Source organism: Paenibacillus sp. 22594 (assembly GCF_052044425.1).
GTDB lineage: Bacteria > Bacillota > Bacilli > Paenibacillales > Paenibacillaceae > Paenibacillus_AQ.
The window spans coordinates 21,308-46,837 of the sequence record NZ_JBQENA010000010.1 but is presented as its reverse complement, the minus strand read 5'-3'; the positions used below and the strand labels follow the sequence as shown (position 1 = coordinate 46,837).

The 25,530-nt window shown below is 50.9% G+C and carries 25 protein-coding genes; 3 read left to right on the top strand and 22 right to left on the bottom strand.

From position 1 onward, the window contains the following. Window positions 1-84: 84 nt before the first annotated feature. The 4 genes from rlmD to ACTJKB_RS25340 all read right to left on the bottom strand — a co-directional run bounded on the left by rlmD (window position 85) and on the right by ACTJKB_RS25340 (window position 4,110). Window positions 85-1,716, bottom strand: a complete 1,632-nt coding sequence (gene rlmD, locus ACTJKB_RS25355) for a 23S rRNA (uracil(1939)-C(5))-methyltransferase RlmD (RefSeq protein WP_440837113.1) — start codon at window positions 1,714-1,716, stop codon at window positions 85-87. Between the two features lie 279 nt (window positions 1,717-1,995). Further along, window positions 1,996-2,889 carry a diacylglycerol kinase gene (locus ACTJKB_RS25350; protein WP_074084266.1) on the bottom strand — a complete coding sequence of 298 codons (894 nt, stop codon included), beginning with the start codon at window positions 2,887-2,889 and terminating at the stop codon, window positions 1,996-1,998. Between the two features lie 156 nt (window positions 2,890-3,045). Further along, window positions 3,046-3,819, bottom strand: coding sequence for a sirohydrochlorin chelatase (locus ACTJKB_RS25345; RefSeq protein WP_440837112.1), 774 nt, complete (start codon window positions 3,817-3,819; stop codon window positions 3,046-3,048). Beyond that, window positions 3,820-4,110, bottom strand: a complete 291-nt coding sequence (locus ACTJKB_RS25340) for a YerC/YecD family TrpR-related protein (RefSeq protein ID WP_020428424.1) — start codon at window positions 4,108-4,110, stop codon at window positions 3,820-3,822. It lies immediately after the preceding gene. A 429-nt stretch (window positions 4,111-4,539) separates the two neighbouring features. Between ACTJKB_RS25340 and ACTJKB_RS25335 the strand changes: the two genes are divergently transcribed. After that, entirely contained in the window at window positions 4,540-5,094 is a 555-nt protein-coding gene (locus ACTJKB_RS25335; RefSeq protein WP_440837111.1) for a tyrosine protein kinase, read from the top strand. 244 nt (window positions 5,095-5,338) lie between these two features. On the opposite strand, the gene corA is transcribed toward ACTJKB_RS25335, so the two are convergent. The 14 genes from corA to ACTJKB_RS25265 all read right to left on the bottom strand — a co-directional run bounded on the left by corA (window position 5,339) and on the right by ACTJKB_RS25265 (window position 18,130). After that, the gene (gene corA / locus ACTJKB_RS25330; RefSeq protein WP_440837110.1) at window positions 5,339-6,298 is read right to left on the bottom strand and encodes a magnesium/cobalt transporter CorA; all 960 of its coding nucleotides are present in this window, start codon (window positions 6,296-6,298) and stop codon (window positions 5,339-5,341) included. A gap of 225 nt (window positions 6,299-6,523) precedes the next feature. Beyond that, on the bottom strand, window positions 6,524-7,426 hold the full coding sequence (locus tag ACTJKB_RS25325; protein WP_440837109.1) for a response regulator: 903 nt from the start codon (window positions 7,424-7,426) through the stop codon (window positions 6,524-6,526). A gap of 3 nt (window positions 7,427-7,429) precedes the next feature. After that, on the bottom strand, window positions 7,430-8,719 hold the full coding sequence (locus tag ACTJKB_RS25320; protein ID WP_440837108.1) for an ATP-binding protein: 1,290 nt from the start codon (window positions 8,717-8,719) through the stop codon (window positions 7,430-7,432). Window positions 8,720-8,807: 88 nt separating this feature from the next. Next, entirely contained in the window at window positions 8,808-9,458 is a 651-nt protein-coding gene (locus ACTJKB_RS25315; protein ID WP_440837107.1) for an amino acid ABC transporter permease, read from the bottom strand. Window positions 9,459-9,894: 436 nt separating this feature from the next. Further along, the gene (locus tag ACTJKB_RS25310) at window positions 9,895-10,140 is read right to left on the bottom strand and encodes a hypothetical protein (RefSeq protein ID WP_440837106.1); all 246 of its coding nucleotides are present in this window, start codon (window positions 10,138-10,140) and stop codon (window positions 9,895-9,897) included. A gap of 3 nt (window positions 10,141-10,143) precedes the next feature. After that, on the bottom strand, window positions 10,144-10,794 hold the full coding sequence (locus ACTJKB_RS25305) for an amino acid ABC transporter permease (RefSeq protein WP_440837105.1): 651 nt from the start codon (window positions 10,792-10,794) through the stop codon (window positions 10,144-10,146). Between the two features lie 123 nt (window positions 10,795-10,917). Continuing rightward, window positions 10,918-11,766 (bottom strand): glutamate ABC transporter substrate-binding protein, encoded by an 849-nt coding sequence (locus tag ACTJKB_RS25300; RefSeq protein ID WP_440837244.1) that lies wholly within the window; start codon window positions 11,764-11,766, stop codon window positions 10,918-10,920. Window positions 11,767-11,803: 37 nt separating this feature from the next. Continuing rightward, a complete protein-coding gene (locus tag ACTJKB_RS25295) occupies window positions 11,804-12,532 on the bottom strand; it encodes an amino acid ABC transporter ATP-binding protein (protein WP_440837104.1) in 729 nt (242 codons plus the stop codon). Between the two features lie 314 nt (window positions 12,533-12,846). Then, window positions 12,847-13,836, bottom strand: a complete 990-nt coding sequence (locus ACTJKB_RS25290) for an inorganic phosphate transporter (RefSeq protein WP_074084262.1) — start codon at window positions 13,834-13,836, stop codon at window positions 12,847-12,849. Window positions 13,837-13,848: 12 nt separating this feature from the next. Continuing rightward, window positions 13,849-14,466: a DUF47 domain-containing protein gene (locus ACTJKB_RS25285; RefSeq protein ID WP_074084261.1), complete on the bottom strand. Its 618-nt coding sequence runs from the start codon at window positions 14,464-14,466 to the stop codon at window positions 13,849-13,851. A 190-nt stretch (window positions 14,467-14,656) separates the two neighbouring features. Next, window positions 14,657-15,766, bottom strand: a complete 1,110-nt coding sequence (locus tag ACTJKB_RS25280) for a DUF3048 domain-containing protein (protein ID WP_440837103.1) — start codon at window positions 15,764-15,766, stop codon at window positions 14,657-14,659. A gap of 260 nt (window positions 15,767-16,026) precedes the next feature. Further along, window positions 16,027-16,803, bottom strand: a complete 777-nt coding sequence (locus ACTJKB_RS25275; protein WP_440837102.1) for a DODA-type extradiol aromatic ring-opening family dioxygenase — start codon at window positions 16,801-16,803, stop codon at window positions 16,027-16,029. 85 nt (window positions 16,804-16,888) lie between these two features. Further along, complete coding sequence (locus tag ACTJKB_RS25270; RefSeq protein WP_440837101.1) at window positions 16,889-17,719, bottom strand: alpha/beta hydrolase family protein; 831 nt, start codon at window positions 17,717-17,719, stop codon at window positions 16,889-16,891. A 210-nt stretch (window positions 17,720-17,929) separates the two neighbouring features. After that, a complete protein-coding gene (locus ACTJKB_RS25265) occupies window positions 17,930-18,130 on the bottom strand; it encodes a hypothetical protein (RefSeq protein ID WP_440837100.1) in 201 nt (66 codons plus the stop codon). Window positions 18,131-18,313: 183 nt separating this feature from the next. Here ACTJKB_RS25265 and ACTJKB_RS25260 point away from each other — a divergent pair, with 183 nt between their 5' ends. Further along, complete coding sequence (locus ACTJKB_RS25260; RefSeq protein ID WP_440837099.1) at window positions 18,314-18,976, top strand: DUF1129 family protein; 663 nt, start codon at window positions 18,314-18,316, stop codon at window positions 18,974-18,976. Window positions 18,977-19,018: 42 nt separating this feature from the next. Further along, window positions 19,019-19,972, top strand: a complete 954-nt coding sequence (locus ACTJKB_RS25255; RefSeq protein ID WP_440837098.1) for a hypothetical protein — start codon at window positions 19,019-19,021, stop codon at window positions 19,970-19,972. A 78-nt stretch (window positions 19,973-20,050) separates the two neighbouring features. On the opposite strand, the gene ilvA is transcribed toward ACTJKB_RS25255, so the two are convergent. The 4 genes from ilvA to ACTJKB_RS25235 form a co-directional block, all read right to left on the bottom strand. Further along, window positions 20,051-21,313 (bottom strand): threonine ammonia-lyase IlvA, encoded by a 1,263-nt coding sequence (gene ilvA / locus ACTJKB_RS25250; RefSeq protein WP_440837097.1) that lies wholly within the window; start codon window positions 21,311-21,313, stop codon window positions 20,051-20,053. 641 nt (window positions 21,314-21,954) lie between these two features. Further along, a complete protein-coding gene (locus tag ACTJKB_RS25245) occupies window positions 21,955-22,194 on the bottom strand; it encodes an aspartyl-phosphate phosphatase Spo0E family protein (RefSeq protein ID WP_440837096.1) in 240 nt (79 codons plus the stop codon). A 251-nt stretch (window positions 22,195-22,445) separates the two neighbouring features. After that, on the bottom strand, window positions 22,446-23,855 hold the full coding sequence (locus tag ACTJKB_RS25240) for a transcriptional regulator (RefSeq protein WP_440837095.1): 1,410 nt from the start codon (window positions 23,853-23,855) through the stop codon (window positions 22,446-22,448). A gap of 248 nt (window positions 23,856-24,103) precedes the next feature. Continuing rightward, entirely contained in the window at window positions 24,104-25,450 is a 1,347-nt protein-coding gene (locus tag ACTJKB_RS25235; protein WP_440837243.1) for an SEC-C metal-binding domain-containing protein, read from the bottom strand. Window positions 25,451-25,530 lie beyond the last annotated feature (80 nt).

Genomic DNA, 25,530 nt, shown 5'->3' with positions numbered 1-25,530 from the left:
ACAATCAGGCTCGCTGTCCCACTAACTTCCCAGCTTCTGTATCAGCACAAAGTCCCTTGATACACAAAGCTTCCCTCCACTGTACTACTTCAGCTCCAGTAATGCGACTGATTCGATATGCACGGTATGCGGGAACATATCCACCGGAGTCACCTCCACTGTCTTGTATCCGCCATCCTCCAGCACCCGCAAATCCCTCGCCAGTGTCGATGGATTGCAGGACACATACACCACCCGTTCCGGCTTCATTGCCAGGATCGTATCCAGCAAGCGCGGATCGCAGCCCTTGCGCGGGGGATCGACGACGATTACGTCCGGCGTAACACCCTGCTCCCTCCAAGTCGGAATCACATCCTCGGATGCTCCTACCTCGAACACTACGTTGTTCATATGATTAAGCCGGGCATTCCCCCGGGCATCCTCAATAGCTTCAGGCACAATCTCCACACCGTATACCTTCGCTGCGTGCTGGGCCAGGAACAGCGAGATCGTACCGATGCCGCAGTAGGCGTCGATGACCGTTTCGTTGCCAGTCAGTCCGGCATACTCTACGGTTTTGCCGTACAGCACTTCGGTCTGGGCCGGATTGACCTGGTAGAATGATCGGGCCGAGATGGCGAACTGCACATCGCCGATATAGTCATAGATTACATCTCTGCCCCACAGGACACGGGTTTCGTTACCAAAAATAACGTTCGTGCGCTGGGTGTTGACGTTCTGGCAGATGCTCGCCACCTGTGGAAGCTGTTCGCGGATGCTGCCGAGCCAAGCGTCCAAGTGCGGGATATCCCGGCCGTTGGTTACAAGGACGAGCATCATTTCGCCGGTGCGGAAGGCTTTCTTCACGACGACATGGCGCAGTAGCCCGCGTCCGGTTTCTTCATCGTAGGCAGAGATGCCAAGCTCTCTGCCGATTCGCTTCACTGCAGCTACAACGTCGTCGTTATGTTCATGCTGGATCAGACAGGTCTCCATGTCAACGATCCGGTGGCTGCCGCGGGCGTAGAATCCGCCCACAAGTCCGCCTTCGGTGACACCGATGGGCACCTGGGCCTTGTTACGGTATCGCCAAGGCTCGTCCATGCCGAGAGTGGGCCGGACGATGATGCCGTCAGGGAAGAGCGCGGGACTTGCACTTGCCTCCCTCACGCCCTCAACCAGCCCATTAACCGCACCTTCCACGTTCGTAAGTCCGCTGGTACTACCCGCCGCATCAGCTAATTCATTCCTCATGTGCTGCGGGGAATCGGAAGCTAAACTGCGATCAGCATCACCGGAGCCATTGCTCACTCCAGCACCTCTCCCCGGTGCCCCCGCAATCTGCAGCTTCCCGATCCGCTGCAGGTTGTCCACCACCAGCTGGCGTTTCCACGCCAGCTGGGCCGCGTAGTCCATATGCTGCAGCTGGCAGCCGCCGCATTGGTCATAGATCGGGCAAGGCGGCTGGATCCGGTCGCCGCTGGCCTGCACAAGCTCAAGCAGCTTGGCATAGCCATACTGCTTCTTGGTCTTAAGTACCTTGGCCCGGACCTTCTCACCAGGTAGCGCGCCCTGCACAAAAAGGGTAAAGCCGTCTACCCGGCCTACCCCCTCGCCTTCATGGGTCATGCCGATAATATCGAGCATCACCTCGTCATTCTTATTCACTGGCAGTCCGGCGGCAGGTGCCGAGCCGTCACGGCGGCTTGCGCTGCGTCCACTGCGTTGTTTACTCATCTATGGGTTCACTTCTTTCATTAGCTTCACTATTAAGCTTCCTAACTATGGTCTTCGGAAGCACCTATATCATACATTTAGTTGGAATTCCTCCAGCTAATTATATCTCATTGTCATTTTAGAAGCACTTAAATGGAAAAACTCCAGCTAATTCGTCGGCTCAACATTCAAAGAGGAGCTTGTTACACGAATTAAATGGAGCAATTCCAACTATTTCAGCGCACAGAGACTTTCCAGCTCATTTAGTTGGAGTTTTTCCCGTTATTGAAGGATTCCCGCTCAATTATTCTGCGCAAAGATCCGCAGATGCTGCGGCAGTATACTGAAATTACCCGGCAAGGTGCCGCCAAGCTCGCCGTCCAGATTCAGCTGAACATAGCCTGGGGAGGTAACCTCCATGGCATCGGTGCGGAAATAGACAACCTTCTTATCCTGCAAGTGCTCACCGCGGATTGTCAGGCTGACCAGGCGGATAAATTCGGCCAGGTTGCATTTCTTAACCGCAATCACGTCGAATAGTCCATCGTCGATCCGAGCATCCGGAGCAAGCTTCTCAAAGCCGCCTACGGAATTGGTATTGGCGATCAGGAAGAGCATGAACTCATCATGGATCAGCTCTTGACCGTTCGCGCGGATGTACAGCTCCTGCGGAGACAGACTGGCCATTTTTTCAATACCCTTCAGGTAGTACGCAAGCTGGCCCATCATAGTCTTCAGTCGGCTGGGAACCTCGTATGTCAGCTCAGTCAGTTGTCCGCCGCCGGCTATATTAATGAAGTAACGGTCATTGGCTTTGCCAAGATCAATTAGGCGCGACTCCTGACGCAGAATCAGATCACATGAATCCTCCCAATTCTTAGGAATACCCATCGCCCGGGCAAAATCATTGGTAGTCCCCACCGGAAATACACCGAGAGGAGGAAGATTCGGCTTCTCGGCCATACCATTGATAACCTCATTCAGCGTACCGTCACCACCTGCCGCTATGATCAGATCATAACACCCGCGTTCGACGGCTTCCGCTGCCGCTGCTGTAGCATCGCCCTCTCCGGTTGTTGCATGGCACGAGGCTTCAATGCCGCCAATATCCAGCCGGTCCAAAATATCGGCAAGCCGCTTCTTCATTTCTTCCCGACCAGAAGTGGGATTATAAATCAATCTCGCAGTTTTCATTACCGGACGCCACCTGTTTATATAATTGATAACTTTACTGATTATACCCAATTTGGGACCACACAAGCAATGTCGGCAAGCAGAAAGCATAAATCAATGTATGCAGATGTAGGTGAAATAAATACCGGAAACGCTATCTTTTGCAGCAAAATATTCTTAACAGCGTTCCCGAATCCGCTCCAGCATAACCTTCACCTGCTGCTCAATCCAGTGCGGCAGTAAGGGATGCGGCAGCAGCGTCTGTCCTGAATAGGCATACTCCAGGCCGCCGAGCCGCTCGGGAATAACACGCTTGGTGAAATAGCCCTCACTTAAAAAAAGCGGAGCCACCAGTACGTCATGGCCCTGCTCCCGCCAATACTCTACCTTGCTACGCACACTGTCCGGGTTCAGCAGACCATAGTCAGCCGCTGCTGTTCCGCTAATCAGTCGCACACGCTCCGCCAGCGAGGATATCCCCTGCTGCCAGCGCTGCCGGAATCCATCATGTACGCTGCCATGACCTACCAGCAGAATCGTCTCCCGCTCCGGATGCTTGGACAGCCCGCGCAGCTTGTCCCAGATCATAACAGCTATATCCGGATCGTCGTCGACCGGGTAGCCGTAATGTATCCTGGCCTTGACGGCAAAATGTTCAAGGTCGGTCTCCTTCTCCGGCGCAGGCTTGGCGCCCAGCGCATACTCTATTTCATCGACATGTGTACTGCCGGAAGAAACAAACAAGGGGATCACAATAATATCTGTGACCCCTTCTTGTTCCAAACTATCTATACCATCCTGAATCAAACGGCCTTCTACCAGCTCCAGAAAAGAAACCGCAACGGGCATCTCATCTTCCAGCGCCAAATGGCTTACAGCTTCCTCGACAATTGAGACCCAGGCCTTATCGCGGGAGCCGTGACTGATAATCAGTACGCCCGTCTTCATCAATTATCGTCCCAAACGTTCCAGCGTTAATTTGTATCCGTCATTCCCGTAGTTCAGGCAGCGCTTCACACGTGAAATCGTCGCCGTACTGGCTCCGGTCTCCGCTTCAATCTGATTGTATGTAGACCCTTTGCCCAGCATACGCGCCACTTCCAGACGCTGCGAGAGGGATTGAATCTCATTCACCGTGCACAGGTCATCAAAAAACACATAGCATTCTTCCATATCTTTTAAAGTTAAAATGGCTTCGAATAATTGGTCTATACTTTTATCGTTTAGCTTCTTAAGCTGCATCGATTATCATCCCCTAAAAGTTTGGTCAGTGCTGACATCACTGATAAGATATCCTTCAAAAAAAAAGAGTTCAGAAGCCTAAATGTAGTGACTATCTTGCCTCTACTATATTGTACTGGAGCACATTTTTCAAGCATTAACGATTTCACGCTGTAAAGAACGAAATCGACGGACAAACGTCCACCCCACGCGCACAAATTCAATCCTGCATACAGACTCCTACTCTGAATCCGCAAGATTTACCGCCTTAACTATAGTACTACATAAGCGCCGAAAATCAAGCATGGTCACGGTTTCTTCACTTCCAGTACTGGCGGGTGGGCATCCGCCCTTTTCCGCTACTATCCCGGTAAACCGGGCGTTCGTCTATACCTTATGTTCGCCTATGACATACAGTATATCAAACCACTAACGAAGGAATGTGATGTTATGCCTGATCATTACTATAATCATTCCCGCCGGGGCGGGCGTTCGCTGGCCGAGCCGTATCCTTCATCGCCGTATCCCGGGATCAGTTCATATGCCCAGCCCCCCTTCTACGGGGAATCCGGAATGCTTCCTGCTATAGGCACAGAAGCAGCCGCAGAGACGGCTCTGGCAGTCCCCGTTGCCGAAGCCGCTACCGCCAAACCCGGCGGACTGCTCGGAGGACTTGGCAATCTTGGAAATCTCGCGAACATGGAGCAGATCAAGGGCATCGTTGACCGGCTGGGCGGCGTCGACGGCATTGTCAATTCCATGGGCAAGGTGCAGAAGGTCATGCAGGGGTTTCAGCAGATGGCCCCGATGGTGAAGCTGGTCATGGGTAGCTTTGGCAAGAAGAAGGGCTCGGGAGCAGGCGAGCTGGCGGCTGAAGAAGACGCAGCACTCTACAGCCCCAAACGGCGCAAGAAGAGACGCCCAGGGTCACAGCCACGCAAAAAAACAGCTCCGAAGAGCCGGCGCAAATCCTCCCCCGCCTCTGTTAAACGCCGCCGCAAGTAGGCGGCGTTTAACGCTTTTGGCGAACAGCCGTAACGGTTCTGCCGTACATCGCTTCGCCGCATGGTTGCAAGCTCAACTAAGAAGAAACGGCTTCACCGTCCTCTGAAAGAGGCGGCATCCGTTTCTCCAAAAATAGAAGGATAATTTATGGCGTGAAACATATAAATTCTTATATTTCTAAAAAGCGAACCTCTCAAGGTACGCTTCAGTCAAACCTGGCACTCGTTGAATGCTAATATCCCCTTTACTTAAACCAGCCGCTGCGCCGGAACCAGCGGAACATACCCACACCCAGTACCAGCATGAGCAGCAGCACTCCAAAGTAGCCGTATTTCCAGTCCAGCTCCGGCATGACCCGGAAATTCATGCCGTAAATCCCTGCTATCAGGGTAAGCGGCATGAAGACGGTTGTGATAACCGTCAGGGTCTTCATGATCGAGTTCATCCGGTTGGAGTTGAGCGAGATGTAGCTGTCACGCAGATCGGCAGTCATTTCCCGGTCCACTTCGATCATATCGGTCAGCTTCAGCAGATGATCATAAATATCGCCAAAATAGATCCGTTCCTCTCCATTGCTCTGCACATGCTGCGAATTGACGATCCGGTACATCAGGTCACGCATCGGCACGATGGTCCGGCGCAGCTTAAGCAGACGGCCGCGTACATTGAATACCTGGCTCATGAGCTCTTCCACAGACTCGCTGCCGCCCTGACTCTCCAGATCGGCAAGCTCATCCTCCAAACCGTACAAGCTTGGAAAATACCGGTCCACCAGCTTATCCATCACGGTATACGCAGCAGCCATCGGACCGCCTGACCAGCCTTTGCGGCTATGAATTTCCGCCTTTACCATCTGCCAGGCTTCATCCATCTCCGGTTTCTCCTGATGATGATAGGATACGAGAAAGCTTTTGCTGAGGAATAGGTCGATCTCCTCTGCTTCCAGCGTCCGCTCATTAAGCGCATGCAGGACAAAAAACTGCACGTTCTCATAATAATCCAGCTTCGGGCGCTGCAGGATATGCATGCAGTCTTCAATCGCCAAGGGATGAAAATGAAAATAAGTATCCAGCAGCAAGGTCTCCTCCGCTGTAGGAGTGGAAAAATCCGCCCAAATCCAGGCATAGTCTGCCAGGGTAATGTCCTGAAGCGGCAGATCGGTCAGCACCTCACCCTTATGTGTAACTGCAAGCGTTCGTATCATATAAGTCCCCCGTCTATTGCATCTTCCACTGCTCAATCTTGCACGTAACCATTGTACAGCAAGAAGCGCCTTCTCCCCAAATGGTCCGCGGCTCCCCCAATCTATCTGCCAAGTAGAAACGGCTTCGCCGTCCTTTTCAAAAAAAATAACCCCCGGAACGGAACCGCTGAACTGCAGTCCCGTTCCGGGGGTTATTTTACGCTATCTGCGTAGCCCTGATTCCTATCAGCGGCTCATGCCTTCCATCAACTCCAGATGAAGCACTTGAAGGAATTTCTTGATATTCACCTTAACCTTGCCGGAATCCCGGCCTTGTTCAATCTCTTTCATTTTCAGCCGCACCTCTTCAAAATCGAAATAGAGCGGTGCATAATGTTCAAACTTCGGATTGCCGTAATCCGTGAGGCCGATGGAAGCCAGATTCGTCAGGCCTGCAGCCAGCGCCCGCCGCAGCCGCTGTTCGATGGCTTTGACTTCTTTGGCAGCCTCGGCGGGAACCGTCTTGTACGTAGCTGCTGCCATTTCATACAGATCCTTAAGCGGAGGCAGGCCGCCGCTGCCCTCTTTTGCCGCAATCAGCTCCATGATCGTAATGATGTCCCGGCTTCCGCTCTCCGAAATCATGCCCATATTCATCAGGATCGGCTGAATAATTTCTTTGACTGTACGCTTACTGGCCTGCACCGGCGGCAGTCCAAACTGCAGCCCTTCCAGCTTGCCAAGGCTCAGCTTGATTTCATCCAGATAGCGGCCCAGCGCGTAACGCTCGTTGACTTTGTGCAGCACCGCTTCAACTTCGATTTTGTTAATCGGCTTACGGATGAAGAACTCAATCCCGCTGCGGTACGCGCGGCCGACCATCTCCCCGTTTTCGATCTGTGAGATCATCACGAACTTGGAACGGCAGCCCTGGGCCTGCAGGGAAATAATCGTCTCGATTCCATCCTGATCAGGCATCAGCAGATCCATCAGCACAATATCCGGATTCTCGCTCAGGATCAGCCGTACCCCGTCCTGCCCGCATTCTGCCGTGCCTACCACATCGCCCAGCCCACTATCTTCTATGATATGCTGAAGCATTCTTCTGGCAGCTCCATCGTCATCCACTATACAGAACGAAAGCGGCATCCTCTATTCCTCCTTCCGCAGTTTTGCCGTCGGCACAATAATCTGAAACATCGCCCCTCCGGTATGGGAAGCCGGCTGGACGGTAATTTCACCTCCAAATAAATGAACAATGTCCCGTACATGTGACAGTCCGATCCCCGTCGCGGCTACGCCCTCTTCGTTGAATTTGGTGGTGAAGCCGGGCTCAAACAGCAGCTCCAGATCACGTTTCGGAATACCGCTGCCGCTATCAGTGACGGTGAATAGGGTATTGTCTCCTTTTTCATATACATCTAAAGAGATACTGCCCTTGCCTTTGATCGCTTCTACAGCATTCGCGGTGAGATTGTTCAGTAGCGTCAAAAGGGGAATGTAGCTGTCCGTGGTGTAATCAGAGGTAATATGGATTCTGAAGCTGATCTGCTTACCCAGCATTTCCGCATATTTAGCATTACTCTTCACGGTGAAACGCAAGATGCCGGATAACGGCATGTCGCCGGTAACTTCGCGTTCCACTAATTTGACAAGACCGGCCAGAATCCGCTGAGAATCCTTCTTCACCTCGTGAATCTGCTGGGTAATATCCAGGACCTGCCTGCTGTGAAGCGGGACCATTTCTTCAGCCTTAAGACTCCGGTACAGCTCGTAGCTGCTCAACGTTACATTTTCCAGCGTCCCAATTGATTTTTCCAGGTAAAAGACTTCACCATATAGACCTGAGCCGAATCCGAGCATCTGCTCAATCCGCTGGGCCTGCTCTCTTTGGGTGATCCTCAGCTGGCTGACCGATATGCTGCTGTACACTCCTGTAGTGAAATAGGTGCGCAGCACGGCAATTGCCATCAAAAAAGTCCACTCATTCAGGCGGAAGGTGGCTGAATCCAGCACAATCAGCCGGGTCAGCAGTTCCAACTCATTCGACAGCAGATCAATTAGCGCAGCAACCCCGCCGAGCACCAGCGGATGGAAGGAGTCGATCCGGCTTTTGATGAGGCTCATAAGCACCGCGAACACTATATAGTAGACCATCGCTGAAAAATGGCTGGTTATGCTCTGCAGAAAGGTCAGCCCGCTGTCCCCGACAGCATCCATCATCATACGGAACAGCAGCACAATCACGCCTGTTGCCACCCCGGTAAGACAATAGGGCAGCCCCCTCATTAAAAGCAAAAACAGCAGAAACGCACTGCTGCCCATTGCTATCCGGAAGATATCGCCATCAAACGGATTTATTTTAAATTCTCCGGCCACCGCCGTACCGACAGCGACCACAGAGATTTGTGCAAGCTTTGACTTCAATATAGATCGTCCCATCACTCACTGCTCCTGCCAAGGGATGTTGACAACTATAGTATCATAACCACCCTTGATTTCATACGCATTCATCTAGGAATCCCCTGGACTAAAAGGCTTTATTCTCCAATTTGCGGGAGAGGATCGACAGCATGTAATTGACGGTAAAATAGATCACTGCCACCAGCATCAGCGTGGGTATCGCGTAGCTGTAACTGTGCCCAATGACAATGTTGGCATTATGCATCAGCTCCGGCAGCGAAACGACCACCGCAAGCGAAGTGTCCTTCAGCAGTGAAATGAACTGGCTGACCAGCGGCGGAACCATCCGCCGGAGTCCCTGCGGCAACACAATGTGCCACAAGGTCTGGAAATTGCTGAGCCCGGACGAGCGTGCCGCTTCAATCTGCCCCTTGTCGATCGAGGTCAGTCCGCCGCGGACTATCTCGGCAATCATCGCCGCCTCGAATATGGTTAACGCCACAATAGCTGCCGTTATGAGGCTCATCTTGATGCCTACTTCGGGCAACGCGAAGCGGACGAAGAAGATAATCAGCAGCAGCGGCAGATTGCGGATCAGCTCCACCAGGTAGAACATGACCGGTGACAACACCGGGACCTCGGCATAGCGGATCACTCCGATCACGCAGCCGGTCACAAAGCTCAGGATGATTGACACGAACGCCACGATCAGGGTCACGTAGAGCCCATCGAGCAGAAATTTTAAATTATCGGCGGAGTATGCACCGGTAAAATCCAAACGAATCCCTCCTTATTGCTTTGTTTGCAAAGGTGTTGAAAAATGAGACGGTGGCTGCGTGAAGGCGAGGGCTTCACGGGGCGCTGTAGCGTTTGCGTTGAAGCTTTCCTAACACCGAGATTGAAGATTCGGGCGGGCCTCTTGTCGGTGGCGGGTAACTCCGGGGAATGTTTGGACTTCCGGCCGCTGTTAGGTTTGGATTTCCTTGATTTGAACCGCTGTTCGCGGTAGAAATCCAAACCTAAAGGCGGACGCTACCGCTCCTACAGTTCCAAACTTCCCCTCCGTTACTTTCACCTTCAAGGCTGCGCTTATCTTCATTTCGGGCAGAGCGTTCAAGCTTCAGGCGAACGCTTTCCGCTCCGCCTTCCAGCCCACACCTTCACTCCGATCCTTGACTCACTTGGATTCAAAGCTTTGCCAAACAAAGCTAAGATCACATAGCAGTGGATCGAAGGCCTCTTGTAGCCCGGCCTTCTCTATTAGGTAGGTCGTTCAGCAGCCGCTTCACGGACTGCATGAAACCGGTAAAGACAAAACCGGTAAAGACAAGACCTGGCAGCCGCTTCACGGACTGCGAAAACCAACATAGACAAAACCGGTAAAGACTAGACCTGGCAGCCGCTTCACGGACTGCGAAACCTACAATGACAAGACCCGGCAGCCGCTTCACGGACTGCAATAATTAATACTTGCGCTGCAGCCTGCGCTCCCACACACGCACGCCATAGCTGAGCGGGAGGGTAAGGACCAGGTAGAACAGCGCTACGAAAATGTAGGTATCGAACGTGCGGTAGGTTTCTGTTGAGATGCCGTCGGCGAAATACATCAGGTCCAGACCGGCAACAAGAGTCAGGACCGAGGAGTTCTTGATCAGGTTGATGAACTGGTTGCCGAGCGGCGGGATCACCAGTTTGATTGCCTGCGGCAGAATGACATGCGTCATCGCCTGCAAATAGCTAAGGCCGGACGAACGTGCGGCCTCCATCTGCCCCTTGGGGACAGATACGATTCCCGCACGGAGTACTTCGGCGATAAAAGCGGAGGTATAGACGGTCAGCCCAATCGTACCCGCCTTGAATCCATCCAGCGTAAAACCCAGTGCAGAAGGACCATAAAAGAAAACATACACCACGAGCAGCAGCGGAATGTTACGGATAAACTCCACGTAGCCCGTTCCAAACCACTGCAGCGCTTTTACCGGAGTAATGCGGAAGACGGCGATCATCGTCCCAATGATGCAGCTGCCGATAAGAGCGAGCACACTGGAGAGGAGAGTCCCCCGAAAGCCCTCCAGATATTGGCCGAAATGATCGGTTAAGATCGAGAATTCCATATTGTCACCTGCCCTTGCATAAAATAATTAGCTTACAAACACGAAAGGATGGCCGGTTGGATTCCCCGTTCCATCCTTTCGTAATTGTCTATATGCACTGCTTCTTGTCCCCGTACAACTTCTTTATTTCGCCGGAGCCTTGCCGATCCACTTGGTATAGATGGCATCGTACTCGCCGTTTGCTTTTAGTTCAGCCAGTGTATCATTCACGGCTTTAACGACGTCGGTGTTGCCTTTTTGAACAGCAATTCCGTAAGGCTCGTCAGTGAAGGGTTTGCCGACAACCTCATAGCCCGGATCTTGGGAAGCCATACCGTACAGAATGGCATCGTCGGTTGTGAGTGCATCTCCTTGGCCAGCCTTCAGTGCGCTGAACGCATCCTGGTAGTTATCGAATTCCAATACGGTCACGCCTGGAACCTTTTCTTTAATATTTTTAATAGAAGTTGCTCCCTTGGAGCCGAGGATCTTGGTATCCTTGGTCACATCCTGAATGCCAGTGATCGGGCTGCCCTTCTTCACCAGCAACGACTGTCCGGCCTGAAAGTAGACATCGGAGAAATCCACTTCTTTTTTACGTTCCTCTGTAATGGTCATGGTAGCCACCACCATATCAATTTCGCCGTTATTCAGCATCGGAATCCGTGTTTTGGAGGTTACTTCCTTCAGCTCAATCGCGTTTTCATCCCCGAGGATGTGCTTGGCAATCGCCTTGGAAATGTCGATATCGAAGCCTTCCACATTGCCGGAAGCCGGGTCTTTCAGTCCGAACAACCGGGTATCGTACTTCACTCCGACGAGCAGCTTGCCGCGTTCCTTAATCTTGGCGATCGCTTCAGAATCCGCGCTGTTTCCCGCATCAGCATTTCCGCTACCCGCATTATTACTCTTGCCATTATTGTTCCCGCAACCTGCAATAACCAGCATGGCTGCAATCGTCAGTACCCCTAACCATTTGAAACTCTTGGACATTTTCATTTCTCTTCCTCCCCTGTTCCTATCTATTTGTTTAATGGCTTAATACCCGGCTGAGAAAAGTACGTGTCCGTTCTTCCTGCGGATTTGCGAAAAATCGCTCCGGTTCCGCCTCTTCTACGATTTGTCCCTGATCCATGAAGATCACACGGTCCGCCACCTCACGGGCAAAGCCCATTTCATGGGTAACCACAACCATCGTCATCCCTTCACGGGCCAGATTCCTCATCACATCGAGCACCTCTCCAACCATTTCCGGGTCAAGGGCCGAGGTGGGTTCGTCGAACAGCATAATCTTCGGCTTCATCGCCAGCCCCCGGGCAATCGCCACGCGCTGCTGCTGGCCTCCGGACAACTGGGAGGGGTACGATTGGGCTTTATCAGCAATCCCGACCTTTTCCAGATAATACATCGCCGTCTTCTCTGCCTCTGCCTTGGACAGCCCCAGCACTTTGATTGGTGCAAGGGTAATGTTGTCGATCACCTTCTTGTGCGGGTACAGATTGAAATGCTGGAATACCATCCCGATTTCTTTGCGCAGCTTGTTGATATCCGTCTTGCGCTCATTTACCGTGATTCCATCAACGGACAAGCCTCCACTCGTGATGGTCTCCAGCCGGTTGATACAGCGCAGCATAGTGCTTTTACCGGAGCCGGAAGGACCAACTACAACAACGACTTCCCCCTCCTGCACATGCAGATCGATACTCTTCAGCACATGGAAATGTCCGTAATGCTTCTCTACCTGATGAAAGTCAATCAACGACAGGCCTCCTTTGCCAAACGTTTTATCGTAAAAGAATGTCCGGGCTTCCTCTGTCAGCTTTAGTAACACTTGAAACACACCTTACCGCAAAGACTACTAAATCCTACATAATCCTACGCCACCCGCAAAATATTCATGTCATTTTCTTTTCAAAAAGTGAAATATTCCATTTATTTTTAGCCCTGATTAATGATTTTTATCAACTCACTGTAAGTTTTTATGACATTCACTCTTGAAAAAAAACAACAAAAAAAGATGTCCGCAGCCAGCTTTGGCTTCCGTGACATCTTGATATGCAGCAATGCTGCTGCTTAGAATATGATCTTAAAAATAATCCCTGCCAATACTGCGCTGATTGGAATGGTAATAAACCAGGTGATCACAATGCGTCCGGCGATTCCCCATTTTACAGCAGAGAAGCGTTTGGCTGAGCCTACACCGAGAATAGACGATGTGATGGCATGTGTCGTACTTACCGGCAGATGCAGCAGTGTAGCCGAGAAAATAACGGAAGCGGCGGAAATATCAGCAGCGAAGCCGTTAATAGGCTCAATTTTGAAAATCTTCGTTCCCATGGTCTTGATAATTTTCCAGCCGCCGATGGACGTCCCCAGTGCCATGGACGTTGCCGCAGCGATTTTAACCCATAAAGGAACTTCCATGGTGTCCAGACGGCCCGAGGTCACGAGTGCAAAGGTGATAATTCCCATCGCCTTCTGGGCGTCATTGGTACCGTGCGTGAAGGATTGAAGCGCCGCAGTTATGACCTGCATGGAGCGGAAACCCTTGTTCACGGTATGCGGACTGCGTTTGGCGAAGATCCATTTCAGGATCGTCATGACAATATAACCAATGACAAAAGCAATCAGCGGGGAGAATACGAGCCCCTCGACGATTTCAATAAAGCCATGCCATTTGATATGCTCCGTACCGGCACCTACGTAGACTGCTCCAGCCAACGCACCGATAAGCGCATGGGAAGAGGAGGAAGGAATCCCCAGCCACCAGGTCACCAGATTCCAGATAATCGCGGCGATCAGTGTAGCTATGACAATATCTACCCCGTTGTCCAGCAGGGCCGGATCGGTGATGCTGCCCCCGATCTTTTTGGCTACCCCCGTAAACATCAGCGCCCCGATAAAGTTCATGGAAGCCGCCATAAGAATAGCCGTCCGTGGACGAAGCGCCCGGGTGGAAACTGAGGTAGCAATCGCATTAGCCGTATCGTGGAACCCGTTGATGAAGTCGAATGCAAGCGCTAGAACAATCACAAAACCTAGTACAAATATTGATGTTTCCATATTCCAGGCCCCTTATGAGTTGCGCATGATGATTGATTCCAGCATGTTCGCTACATCTTCGCATTTGTCGGTTGTAGTTTCAAGCCGCTCGTACAGCTCTTTGCGCTTAATCAGCTCAATCGGGTCTTTTACCGTTTCAAACAAAGCTTTGGTGCAGATACGCAGTACTTCGTCGCCCTGGTTCTCCAGATCGTTCAGACGGATGGTGTACTCGCGGATGGCCAGCAGCTTCTTCTGGGAGAGCAGATGAACCGCTTTTTGAATTTCATAGGCAGACTGGCGGAGAATCTCTGCGAACTGCACGATATATTCGTCCGGGTCCAGCAGGTTGTACATATAGAAACGTGAGGCTGAAGCTTCCAGACCATCAATAACATCATCCATACTCGTGATGAGGTCCATAATATCGTCGCGTTCCAGCGGTGTGATAAACGTCTTGTTCAATTCCTTGATGACGGTGTGCGTGTACGTGTCGCATTGGGATTCATATTTCTTCATCACCGCTGCGAAATTCTCGACATTATCCCGCAGAGTCGTAATATTCTGAGCGAAATAATCTGCCGCCTGGACAATGGTATCGGCCATATTTTCCAGCGTCTCAAAGAATATGTCCTTTTTTCTCAACTTCATTAGTTTAAACCCCTTTACATAAAATGCAGCCATTCATATGTAAACAGCATGAAAATGAATGACAACCCTTGTTATCTTATCATATCAATTGAAGGGATAGAAGTAAAAGAAACGAACTTTTTTACACTATAATAACAATTCCCTGTAATCGTGAAAATAATCATCCTAACGGCTTCTTTTGGCGTCCGTATCAGGTAGAAACTGGGATCGGTGCATATTCGATATGACTGCTGAAGGAAGGGCTGTTCGGTACAATCAGAATATGGGTGATTCCAGGATACATCAGCGCCTCTGTGCCATCCTTCTTCACGAAGCGGATTACATCTCCAGGCTTGCGGGACCATCTTCCCTTCTGCACTTGTCCACGTTGAAACAGCACGGCCTCCCCTCCCAGCTCGATGTCGATCTGCAGTCTACCCACATCGTCGAGCACTTTATGGTCAGCCCCCATCACCATTACATTGGCCGCCTCCACCGGATTTCCGTTATTCAGATCCAGATGAGGCTTGCCGTTCACCCAACGCAGATAGGTCCTCCGCTCAGTGCTGTATTTATACCCCACGGTATAGCTTTTCAGCAAAAAATTGACATTGAACTCTGCAGCAGCCCCACCCCCGGCCGGCAAATCATCGGAATCTGTGAAAAGATACCCGGGAACCTCTACAGTTCCGGCGTATCCCAGCTTGTCCGCACCCTCGCGCAGCTTGGCGGCATTGCTGTACAGATTATGCGGGGCTTTGCGCTCCTTGTCGCGCCAGAAATAGGCTCCGGCTCTGCCGATCTCGTCCATGTCGTCCTTTTTCCCCTTCTGGAGAATGGCATACGCCGCCTGGCTCCCTCCCGCATGTACCGTCACGCCGCCATAGCTTTCACCGATGTCGATAAGATACGGACGGATGCTGCGGATCGGCCCGATTTTGACCACGCCGGTATGGCTCTGGAAAATTCCGATCAGCCGCGTAATTCCGCCTTCAGCCAGCACCTCATACAGAATATCCGCCTCGCTGATTCCTGACTGCGGCCGTGCAGCTGGTGCATTGTTGATCATCACCGCCAAGGGACGGGGCAGAATGCTCTCTTCCAGAGGAAGCCCGGTCAGCCCGGAGGTGATTCCCCCGATCACAGGCTCGGCTGCCGGCGACGGCTCAGCAGATGCGGCTGGGGACGGCGCAAGGGTAGGCACTGCCGCAGGTGAAGGCGCAGGAGCGGTCTCCGCTTCCTGATCCCCACAGGCAGAGAGCAGCAGGGCCGCAAGGAGACAGCCGGAGATTAGACGGGAAGAATAACGGCTTAGGGTCATATGTATTTTTTCCTCCTAAAAGTTTTGTAAGCAATGTCTTCGTGAATCAGCTTCGACAAAACTGGCTTCGGAAGCATGCGCTTAGTTTTATGGAGCCATGCTTCTTCCATTTAATCATAGCGGAGTTCATTTGTCTTGATTCCCGCACCAAGTGGAAACGGCTTCGCCGTCCTTTTAAAGACGGTATCCGTACATTCTTATATTTTAAAAAGGACACAGCCCCTCTTCAGGCTGTATCCCTCATGTATCGTATGTGTGATTTAGTCAATCATCCAGCAGTTCAGGCTAAGCGTCCCGTATTGATAGGCTTGAATCATGAGCTGCGCACGTCTGCCTTCATCGGCTGTTCCCATTACATAGAAGATTGGCACAAAATGCTCCCGTCCATAGCTGGGAACCGCATCGCGTACATGCGGTGCTTTTTTCTCATAGGCGAACAGTGTAGGCAGGTCCCACGCTTCAAGACATGCGGCTATCCAGGCATCGAAGTCAAGCGCCCATTGCTCAGGCTGGTCGTCCTGCTTCAGCAGCCGCAGGTTATGAACCAGCCCCCCGCTTCCGATCAGCAGAACACCCTCATCACGCAGTGGAGCCAGCATTCTGCCGATATTATACTGCTCCTCCGGGGAACGCAAGGAATCGACAGACAAGGCCACTACAGGGATATCGGCAGCCGGGAACATCTTTTTCAGAATGACCCAGGTTCCATGATCAAGCCCCCGTCCCAGCACCGGCTGGTGAGGAAGATTGTTCGCGGTAAAGAGTTCGGAGATCCGGCGGCTGAGTGCGGAATCCCCGGGTGCAGGATAGGTCAGCGAATACATTTCGTCCGGGAATCCATAGAAATCATGCAAGGTTTCGTGCTGTCCATCTACTGTAATCAACTGCTCAGGGCTGTCCCAATGCGCAGAAAAGACTACAATGCCGCGCGGCGTCCCCAGATCAGCCCCCAGCCGTTCCAGGAAACGGGTATATTCGTTATTCTCAAGGGCAAGCAGCGGAGAGCCATGTGCAATAAAAAATGCCGGAAATTTCATAGGGTGCCCACCTCCATAACCCAGTATATGGTCTGCATTTTTATTTTACCGCTTATTCTGAGTTAATGCGAGTGGAGGACAAACCCTAAATCATCCAGTTCTGCCATTCTTCCTGCACATGCTCCTGTTGATTCATCCAATCCTTGGTCCGCTTCAGCAACTGGGCCTGCGCCGGACCTGATGAGAAGGTATGATCCCCCTGAAAAATCACCTCTTTGTCGCAACGGCCCTCCGGGCGTGTCCAGAACAGTTTCTGGTAGAGAAAGGCGTAGTCCACAGGGATCACATCATCAGAGGTTCCGTGGATCACCAACACATCGCCGCTGAATTTGCCGGCTTCCTGAAATGGCTGAAAAGCGGCAAGCGAGTTGAAATAGACCGGAGTAAACGAATAGCCGGCAAAATCCGATGAACCGCTCTTCACTGAACGATCATAAGTTTCTCTGCCCACGATCTTTACGATATCATTGAACGGGTAGCCTACCGCCGCCCACAGGACAAGATTCTTGACCCGGCGGTCCCGCACTCCGGTGAGCAGGGCCACCGCACCGCCAAGACTGTGCCCGATCAGCGTCACACGCTGAGGATCTACATCGGCGGAGCTGATGCCATAGTCGAGGACAGCCCGGGTCTGGGCAATCATCGATTCCATGTCTTCACTGCCATAATTCCCGCTGCTCTCCCCGCAGCCAACATAATCAAAACGGATCACCATATATCCGTCAGAAGCCAGCTCGCGCGCAGCCTTGACAAAAATCCGGTCGACTCCGATCCGGTTGCCGACGAATCCGTGGCAGATTACCGCAAGCGGCACCCTTTCCTTGCAGCGGCCGGAGCTTCCCTTTTCCTTCGATGGATAATGGATGCTGGCTGTTAGTTCTTCCCCGTTATGACGAATGATAATATTCCGTTCCATTGCCGAATCCCTCCTCAAGAAAAACACACTATTTCAAATTATAATTATCCCGATTAAATTAGTCAGATTAATATCTTTATTATACGTTTTGCATACCTATTGTCAACAAGCTGCAGGAATAAACAGGCCGTGCCGCGAAGAAAAAAGCCCCTTCTGCTCCTCATTGAGCAAAAGAGGCCCAGCACAGGAGGAACTGCACTTCATTTGCTATTATTCATAGCTTTCGTGAAACATATCATGCGTTTGACGTCTGCCCTGCCAGCCTTCCAGGCCATTCTCAGGCGTGTCCAGCTCAGAATCCCATAAGCTGAATCCGTCGGAATTGCCCCAATCCCCCACTTCACCCGCAAGCGGAGGCGCGAAGCCGTCACCCACGAATTTGCCTGGCTCTTCTCTCTTATCAGTATCCATAACGCTCCCTGCCTTCCTTGATGCTATAGTAGTGAAGCAGAACCATTAACAGTGTTTACTCTTCCAAACGGATTATTCATCCCGGGCAGAGAAATGCTTGTCCTTGCACACAACCACCACCCAAACGTATACTCTAGGTTAAAGACCTATTTCGGCCCACCACTGGAGGTTTATATTTTTACTATGAAAGTCAAAGCTATGATTAAGCAAAATAACGTGCTGCGCGAGCAGATGACACCTTTCAACCGCTCTTATTATGAAGATATGCTACTGGCGCTCCGTGCCAGCAGAGTAGACCCGGTCCGTACCGAGGAGTTGCTGCTTGAGGCGGCTGCACTTCTGCTAGAGGGGCAGGGCAAAGGTAAAAATGCCAAACAGATATTTGGCGAGCATCCGGAGGACTATTTCAAAGAGATTACCGGCAGCGCTTCTGTACCCAAGGTGCGCAGTAAGTTGAACCACTACCTGATGATTTCCTGTGCGGCACTGACGGGGCTATTCAGCGTGTATGCTATCGCAGGTCTGCTCCTGCTATGGAGTACAGGGGAAGCGGGCCCGTTCGGCGGGATCAGTATATTTACAATCCTTGTTGTAGGTGCGGGGGCTATTATCCTTATGGAGATGATCATGAGATGGATGTCCTCCTTATCCGAGGATGATGCGCCAAAGCCCAAGGCATTCGATATCAAGGCGCTTGGAATTTATGTAGGCATTGCTATCCTGGTGGTATTCCTCGGCGTGTTTCTTGACAACCTGTTTCCGGTCATTTCTATCTCCCCTTGGGTAAGTCTGGTTCTCACTGTGGCCGGGGGGCTTGGGTTAAAGTTAGTATTTTTCAGATCATAGATGTCAGGGTTCCAAGTTCAACTCAAACAGGGGGAAACGTCCATGAAAATGAAAACAATTCTTCTATCCGCCGCTGTAACCGCTGTTCTGGGACTGCCTGCAGGGATTAACGGACATGTGCTGGCTGAGGGTGCAACCACCGGAACCGCCGGAGCTTCCGCCCCTGGAAGCAAGGTGACCGCTGAAGCGGGCAGCAGTCATGCTGAAGCGGTGTACAAGGCGGCTCTGCCGCTGCTGGTCTCTGCCGCCAGACTTCCGGACGCAGTAAGATTCCTGAACAGCAATATCTATGCGGTCAGCCCTTATCAGGCAACCGTATTGACCCTGAAGCTGGAGAATCTCCATAGGGCTGCCATGAAGACCTGGGAGAGCAAATTCAGCAGTAGCATTGTTCAGCGGAAGCTGACCTCAGTCTACAAAGCAGGCATCAGCATGACCAAGCTGGCCGAGACCACCCAGGATGCTTCGTTGCGGGATTTGCTGAAGAGTGCAGGGGAAAGCGGCTACAAGCTGGAGACGGCTGAAGGCTCCTTTTTTCCGGTGATTGATTATGCGGCTTACCGCAAATATAAAGTTTACGTTACGAATGACATCCGTGATTATATTTCCATTATGGCTACGGAAGCAGACCTGCCTTCTTCCAAAGATAACGGACTGGTCATTTCCTGGGGGGATGTTGCCGCACGGGCACTTGCCCAGGAGGAGTTCATCCAGAGCCACACCAAATCGAACCGCCTTTCAGCGGTAAAGTCCTTGTATTCCCAATATGTGATCAATACCTTTTATGGACAAAATAATACCCCTCTTTTCCATTATGACAATCTGGAGATGGATCTGGAGGCACAAAAGGCATATAGCAGCATTCTCTCCAAGAACAATGGCAGCAGCCCTTTTCTCCTGAAACTGGAGGGCTTCATGAAGCTGCTGAAGGAGAATGGCTATAAGCTGGATGATGGTGTTACCGATTACCTGAAGACAGAGGTACCTCAGTCCTGAATCCCCATAATATACAGAAGGCCCGCCCCATAACTTCCTGGGACGGGCCTTTATCGTCTGTATTTAATGGATAGAGGATTAGATCAGCATATTAAACAAGTTGGGATCCTTATTGATTTCCAGATAATCCACACCCTTTTGCTGCATCCGTTCAATGAGCGGGGTGTAGTCATCTTTATGCTGAAGCTCAATTCCGACCAGCGCCGGACCGTTCTCCTTTTCATTCTTCTTCGTGTATTCGAAACGTGTGATATCATCTCCGGGTCCAAGCACCTCAGCGAGGAACTCACGCAAGGCACCGGCGCGCTGCGGAAAGTTAACCATGAAATAATGCTTAAGACCTTCATAGATCAGCGACCGTTCCTTGATCTCCTGCATCCGGTCAATATCATTGTTGCCGCCGCTGATGATACAGACCACCGTCTTGCCGCGGATTTGGTCGCGGTACAGATCAAGCGCCGCGATGGGCAGGGAGCCTGCAGGCTCCACAACAATCGCATTCTCGTTATACAGCTCCAGAATGGTCGTACAAGCCTTGCCCTCCGGCACCTTAACTACATCGTCAAGGCGGCGGGAGCAGATATCATAAGTCAATCCGCCCACCCGTTTCACGGCAGCTCCATCTACAAATTTATTAATCTCTTCCAGGGTAATCACTTCTCCGCGCTTCAGCGCTTCACTCATCGAAGCCGCGCCGGAAGGCTCAACGCCAATAACCTTTGTAGAAGGGCTCACCGTCTTCACATAGGTGGCAACACCCGCTGCCAGGCCGCCTCCGCCAATGGTAACGAACACAAAGTCAGCGGGCTTGTCCAGGCTCTCCATAACCTCCATCGCAATCGTGCCGTTTCCGGCGATAATCCGAGGTTCATCGAACGGATGAATCAGTGTCATACTATGATCAATGCATGCCTGCAGCGCCTCATCGTAAGCATCATCGAAGGTGTCGCCCTTTAGAATGACCTCAACGTACTCGCCGCCGAACTTCCGGACCTGCTTAATCTTTTGATTAGGGGTGGTGGTTGGCATATATATCTTCCCTTTAATGCCCAGAGCCTTGCAGGAGTAGGCTACACCCTGCGCATGGTTCCCTGCGCTTGCACAGACAATACCCTTGGCTCTGTCCTCTGCAGACAAGCTGCGAATCATATTATAGGCCCCCCGAATCTTGAAGGAGCGGACAATCTGCAGATCCTCACGTTTCAAATACACATTACAGCCGTATCTGGCCGACAGCACCGTATCCAACTGCAAAGGGGTGCGGACGATAACCTCCCGCAGCACATGATGCGCACGCACAATATCTTCCATTCCTACGATCCGGTCTTCGCCTTCTCTCATTTTCCCTCGCCTCACTGTCTCTAACTTATCAATTTGCTTCTTGTAACATACTCTTCCGAGGACTTTTTTTCAAGCATTGTCCTCTCCAGGCTGTGCTTGATCTCTTCCATCTCGGCAACGCATGTGTAATCTGCTCAATCTAAATATCCGCAGGAGCCACCTTGCCAATATAATCACGGACAGAAACAGCTTCCCGCGAATCCATCTATTTTATTTCGACTTATTTCTCAAAAAAACTCTTTATCCCTTTAGCATTTTAGTACAGGCCGTGAATTAACTGTGTCTATGTCAGGTATTTTACGAAAAGAACATAACTTAACAAGCGTTCACCTTTGTAAACGCCTAATTTGAAGCCGGTTTATTGGATTAAGCAAGAATATAAACCTATTTATGTTAGGTTTTCTATCAAGTGGGGGGTGTCACATTTAATTAACAGGGAGGTTATGGAGAATAATTTAAGGTAGGATTATATCAGAGGCGTTGTAGCACCGCAGGCATTGTATTGCTTTTTCTCCAAATAATAGCCTGCGGCGTAAACGACCTGCTGTTCCATTCGAGCATGTCCAAGTATGCTGGTGCATCTGATAGAGAGAATAACTGCGAAGGGCGGTGTAATGCGTAGAGTGCTTCCACGCTCCCCTTTAGGATGCGGAGTTTGCGGTCCGATACAGCTGTGCATGCGTTGGCCATAGCTCTTCGGCTGCCAGCCTGCTGCCGGCTGCACCTGATCTTTTTTTCACTTGGGCGACGTTGCTTCGGGTGTATTGATTAATCAGTTCGTCGAGTACCATCGATTGATGAAGCACGGCTGGATGATCCAGATCGTACTTGTATTGCAGATTGTTCAAATCTTGCCGGGCTTGTTCCAATGTTTGTTTCAAACAGTCCTCTTCTCTCACTTCTATCCCTCCTCTTTTAGTATTTTAGAGGGCTATGTCTTTTTCGGGGTGAAAATTTTTTCAGATAATTTTTGGCAGAATTGAAAAAGGACCAGCCAAGGACTGGTCCTTTTTCGAGCTATATCGTCTACTCCAAAACTATAGTAATAGATTAACCTCCATGATTATCGGACAGAATGACGAAGGAATGTGAGGTACTCGAATGAATTGGAACAACAAGCACCAGGGCAAAACTAGCTACGACCAATAGAGATGCCAATTTTCTTTTCATGTTCTTCTTCCTCCTCTTTTAATAGGTTCTGATATCTATGTTGTATTTCATGGGGTGCAAATGCTCTATATCTCTCAAATAACCTCACACAGGCGAGAATACGGGTTTCGTTGTTGATGAGAGATGACGTGAACAGACTAGACAGTAAGTATTCAAAGCCTAACTGGTATAATCTTTGTCTCAGATAGTACAGGGCCACCCCGTACAGAAAACGGGCATGCTGCTCAGAGACCACTTGCTTCGTATATACACCCACAGCCTCTTGATGTTTTATCTGCATGTAGCCGTTGATTTCAGAATTAAAATACTGCAGGATGTGATCCACATTGAGATCAAACAGATTGGCCGCCTCTGTAATGTTTAATAAGCCAACCAGAAGCTCATCCTTGTTCTGTTCAATATAGAAAACATAATCGGCTAGCACACTTTCATCCCCGCGCATCAGCTTGGATACGTAGATGTTGGCCTGTGCCCATCCTTTATACAGTTTCAGCCAATGCAGGGTGTCCTCATCGGTTTCCTTGACCCAGCTCAAGTCTTCATAGGCGTATGTATATTGGATTCCCTGCTCATAATCGTTCCTGGAATCGCAGACGCTCCCACGAAGCAGATAAGAGAAGGCCAAATATACAAACATCGGTTTCTTAGGTTTCTTAGGCTGCTCCCGTTTTCCTCTCGCTGGCTGTGGTATCGTAAAGAGCTGGATTCTTGCCAGCCGTTCCATCTCCTCGGCTATCGGTTCCACTTTGTCCCAACGCCTCAGCGAACGGTAGGTATTCGCCAGATCCCGTAGCGCATCAAGCTGATCGATTTCGTCAAGCCGGTCTACAAAAGGCTCAAACTGGAGCGCACACTGGAGGTTGTCCTCCTGATTATCGCTTAGCCGAAGCGTAAACAGGCGATACTGGCAAAAGGCCAGGCGTTCGGAATGCTGCCTCCTCTCACTGAGGGCAACGCTCTCATAGAGCAAGACTGCTGCGGCGCGTCTGCCTTCCACGAAGAACTCCTCAGCTACCTCAAACAGCAAAGGAGAATATGTCAGATTATCCAACAGCAACGGCAGGATTCTCCTGATGCAATCCAGCTTGTCCAGTTCAGCACAGCGGCACAGAAAGGGTCTGACCCTGCGCCAGTTCGGTACGGCTTCAACCATGCATTCCTGAATATATTGCTCGTAAAAATGTCCTTTGGGTAAGCCGAGGACAGCAGTCATACGGTCCAGCTGATCCACGCCCATAATCCGGTTACCCTTCAGAATAGAGCTCACGGTACCTGCATTAAGCCCCGCAAGCCGTCCCAATTGGCTGAAGCTCAGGGCCTCGCGTTCGATAAAACTCTCCAGCTCGGTGCGAATCGTGGTTGCATGGCTCAAAAAAACCACCCCTTAGAACCGCTTAACAATGGCGAAATTTCCCGATGTAGCTTCGCTAACATTTGATATTATTTTCTAATATATTGCAAATATAACCACATTTTTCCGTCAGGTCAATTCTTTTTTTTGCATTCTACTTTTTTCTGCATCATGTTATATAATACGCCATTTTTCGCGTGAAATTCAGACATAAAAAAACAAAAAATCACAGCCATATCCGGCTGTGATTCGTATTTCAGTGTCAACCCCTACTGCTTCAGCATCCACTTCAGCAGATCAGGCACACTCGCCCATAGACGGGAGTGCATAATGACATATTCAATCGCTTCATTGGAATCGCCCATTCCGACAAAATCAGGGAGGTTATGCGGCAGCCGCTTCACGCCCAGCAGATAATCGGGCACATGCTTGTTCACACCGCGTGCCACGCGGTACAGCATTTTGAGCTGGGAAGTGATTCCGTTCTTCTTGTATTCGAGAATGATGCGGTCATAGGCAAAAGCGGCTGCGGCATCATCCTTGCCGTACTTCTCCAGCACCTGCTCTGCCTGCTTCAACTGGTTGCTGTACAGATATACGGCAGCGAGCAGGTAGCGCGCACCGGTATTGTCTTCCGTATTCAGCTCCAGAATATGCTCCAGGATTTGCGCTGCTTCTTTGGCATTTCCGCCAAACCAGCAGGATTCGGCGTAGCTTTTACAAATCCGGATGTATGGCCGGGTCTCATGAAGCCCCCAGAAGTCCCCCTTATTCTTCTCAAAAAAGAGTTCACCCAGCTCGCGTTCACCTGCAGCGATCCCCGCCTTGAGATGAGCCCGTGCGTCATGCTCATTCTCCGATTCCTCTGCCAGGATCAGATAGGCGTCTGAGCTATCGGGATACAGGTCCAGCGCAGTCTGCGCCAGCTGTATTCTCCGTTTGGAGGACGTCGCTTCCATGGCTTTGTAGAGCAGAGCCTGTGCTTTATCTTTTGGTGTGCCCGGGCCGTTCATTGCCAAAAGCTCATCTGCCTCGCCGCCCATGCCATACTCTTCGATATAGTTAAGCAATTCTTTGACCTTGCGTGAGATTGTAGCCGTTGTGACCTCATATTTGACGGCGAGATCGGCCTGTGAAATATTGAAGCCGTATTCCTCAGACAGCAGATACTCGATCGCCGCGCAGAAGGAGCCTGTCTTCTTTACAGCAGGTCTGGTCTGGCGGGAATAGCCGTTCCACAGCACCAGAGCTTCAAAAATCAGCTCCCGCTCGTATTGATTTCTCATACTTTCGATAAGCTGCAAAGCCAGCTGTTCGTGAGCCGGGTGCTCCCATTTCAGTTCACGCGCCACCATTTTTTTCAGTTTGGTCAGGGTAAGCTTGTTCTCAGGCCGAATCGCAGTTTCCTGGACCGGCTCTTCCATTTCCGGCAGCGAGGAAGCAGCCTCTTTCGCGGCCGCTTCCTCCGTTGTTACCAGCCGCAGTATGGATTCTACCACAGAGGATTCCTTGCCCAGGCAGCATCTCTTATATTTTTTCCCACTTCCGCATGGGCATAAGTCATTTCTTCCAACCTTACTCAAAAGTAATTCCCCCTTAAATCTGTAACTAACCATTCGCATGAGCGTATTGCTGCTTTAGCACTACAGGTATCATTTCCCGGCACGAGGCATTCTATATGACTTGCATTTCTGAT